We start from the raw sequence: 2,501 nt of genomic DNA, 5'->3' as shown, positions 1-2,501 counted from the left end.
CCAGGGGCCTCCCCAGGTCGTCTTGTCGGGGTGGATGTGCGCGTCCACGAGGGACGGCAGGGCGATCCGGCCGCCGCCGTCGACGATCTTCGCGCCGCGCGGCGCGGGGGAGTCCGAGACGCGGCCGTCGACGACCACGAGGTCCCGGGCCTTCGCCGCGCCGAACGGGCGGACGTTGCGGAAGACCACGGCCCCGGCGGGGACGCCCCTGACCGCGGGCGCGGGTTCCGCCCCGGCGACGTCCGCCGCGACCCCGCTCAGCGCGCGAGCGCGCGAGGCCGTCCTCCAGCGCATCGTCGACCGGCGGTACGCGCAGGGCGCCCGCCTCGTCGAGCGGGAGGTCGCCGAGGAACTCAGCATGTCCCGCGTCCCTGTCCGCGAGGCACTCCGCGCGCTGGTCGCGGAAGGACTCCTCGAACTGCTCCCGCACAGCGGCGTCCGGGTCCGCCGGCTCGAACGCGCCGATGTGGAGCACCTCTACGAGGTGTGGGAGCCGCTGGCGGTGCAGGCGTCGAGGCTGGCGGCGCGGGCGTCGGCACACGGTGACACCGCGGGGCTCGCGGCCCTGGAGGCGACCCTGCGCCAGGCCGAGACGGCCGCCGCAGCGGACGAGGGCCGACGCGAGGTGGCCGCCCACACGGCGTTCCACGAAGGGGTGGTGGCCATGTCGGGCAACCCGCTGCTCACGCGCACGATGGAGCAGCTCAGCTGGCAGCTGCGACTTCTCTTCGGCCTGCGCGAGGAGCCCGCGCACATGCGGGCGCAGCACGCCGAGATGTACCGGCACATCGCGGCCGGCGACCCGGAGGCGGCGGCCGCGAGCACGCTGCTGCACGTACGGGACAGCAGGGCCGTGGCCCTGCGCTCGCTCTTCGGCGACGCCTGACCTTCTTTGTATACCAGGATGAGCCGAAGCGCATCGACTCCAGCAGCCCGACATCCACCTTCCCCCGTGAATGCGAAATTCCGGGCGCCGTGGTCGATCACCCTTGCTTCGAACTTTCGGCTTGGTATACAAAACGGGGAGCCGTCGACCTACTCCCCCAGGAGCTGCCATGTGCGTCGCAGCCACACCGCCGCCCCCCGCCAGGCTGACCCGTCGCGGAATCCTCGCCGGAGCGGCCGCGCTCGCCGGAACCGTGGCCGCGGCCGGCACGGCGGGGGCCACCGCACACGAGGGTGCGGCCGACGGCGGCGACCGCACCGCGAGGGTGCGCGGCGGACACCTCGTCATCAGGAACGGCACCCTGCTCGACCCCGCCACCGGCGAGGTCACCGAGGACGCCGTCGTGGTCATCCGGGACGGCACCGTCCGGGCGGCCGGACGCCAGGGTTCCGTCACCGTGCCGCAGGACGCCGGGGTCCTCGACGCACACGGCCGATGGATCCTGCCCGGACTGGTCGACGCGCACACCCACCTCAGCACCGCCGCCGAGGCGCGCGACGCCGTCCTGAAGGGCACGACCAGCGCGCGCAGCGGATCGACCTCGTTCTACCAGGACATCGCCGTCCGTGAGCTGGCCCGTCACAGTCCCGCCCTCGCGCCGCGGCTGACGGCCGCGGGCGTCTTCGTCACCCCGGATCTCGGCGAGACCGTGCTCGCCGATCCCGACCTGACCCCGCTCGCCCGCCTCGGGGAGGGCGTCCGCTCGGCCGAGGCGCTGCGGCGCGTCGTCGAGGTGAACCTCGCCCGCGGCGCGGACGTGATCAAGACCCGGGTCAACGAGCGCGCAGGACTCCCCGACCAGGACCCGCTCGCCCAGGTGTACTCGCACGAGCAGCTCGCCGAGATCGTCGCCGCCGCCCGGCGACGCGGCAAGGGCGTCCTCTGCCACAGCTACAGCGAACAGGGCTGCCACGACGCGGTGACCGCCGGCATCCGCTCCCTGGAGCACGGCGCGTTCGTCGGCGAGCGCACGCTGCACGTCATGCGCCGCAGGGGCACGTACTTCACGCCCACTCTCACCGCCATCGCCGGTCTGGCGGAGTCCGCGAACCCGGTCCTGGCCGAGCGCGGACGCGCCTACCTCCCCGTCCTGCAGCGCGCGGTCCTGGCCGCCCACGAGCTCGGCGTCCCGCTCGCCGCCGGAACGGATTCCTCCGGCGGCACCGTGCGACCCGTCGGCCGGGAGGTGGAGTTGATGCGCGCTGCCGGCCTGCCGGCGCTGGACGCGATCCGCACGGCGACGACCGGCGCCGCCCGCCTGCTCGGGGCGGCGCGCACCGTGGGCCGGCTGGCGCGCGGCTTCGCGGGCGACGCGATCCTCGTGGACGGCGACCCGCTGGCCGACGTCTCCGTGCTCCAGCGGCCGGTCACGGTCGTACGGGCCGGCATCGCGGTCTGATCCGCGCGGCGCTCCACCTCCGGCGGCGGTCGACACGCCCTGACGTGACGTCACCCCGTACCGCATCACATCGCCCCACACGGCGCAGCCCCGCACCGCACCGCCGCGACACCGCCTCGGGCGGGCGAGGCGGCACGTACCCGCGGACCCTCGCGC

The 2,501-nt window shown here is 75.0% G+C and carries 2 protein-coding genes and 1 pseudogene; 2 read left to right on the top strand and 1 reads right to left on the bottom strand.

All coding sequences use genetic code 11. The features are described 5' to 3' along the window. Positions 1–294, bottom strand: a pseudogene (locus EAO71_RS01145) (cytosine deaminase); the annotation flags it as partial. On the opposite strand from EAO71_RS01145, the gene EAO71_RS01140 reads away from it, so the two are divergent. After that, positions 209–886: a GntR family transcriptional regulator gene (locus EAO71_RS01140; RefSeq protein WP_147975881.1), complete on the top strand. Its 678-nt coding sequence runs from the start codon at positions 209–211 to the stop codon at positions 884–886. The pseudogene EAO71_RS01145 and the gene EAO71_RS01140 sit on opposite strands and share 86 nt — an antisense overlap. A 169-nt stretch (positions 887–1,055) precedes the next feature. Beyond that, on the top strand, positions 1,056–2,345 hold the full coding sequence (locus tag EAO71_RS01135; RefSeq protein WP_147975878.1) for an amidohydrolase family protein: 1,290 nt from the start codon (positions 1,056–1,058) through the stop codon (positions 2,343–2,345). Positions 2,346–2,501 lie beyond the last annotated feature (156 nt).

This window comes from Streptomyces sp. MS191 (assembly GCF_008042125.1).
Lineage (GTDB): Bacteria > Actinomycetota > Actinomycetes > Streptomycetales > Streptomycetaceae > Streptomyces.
Note: the sequence above shows the minus strand (reverse complement) of the source record. Positions and strands in the feature narration are given on the sequence as shown.

What these genes read in the sequence shown, in the direction of transcription:
- EAO71_RS01135 (WP_147975878.1), top strand. Translation starts at nt 1,056, where the DNA reads ATGTGCGTCGCAGCCACACCGCCGCCCCCCGCCAGGCTGACCCGTCGC.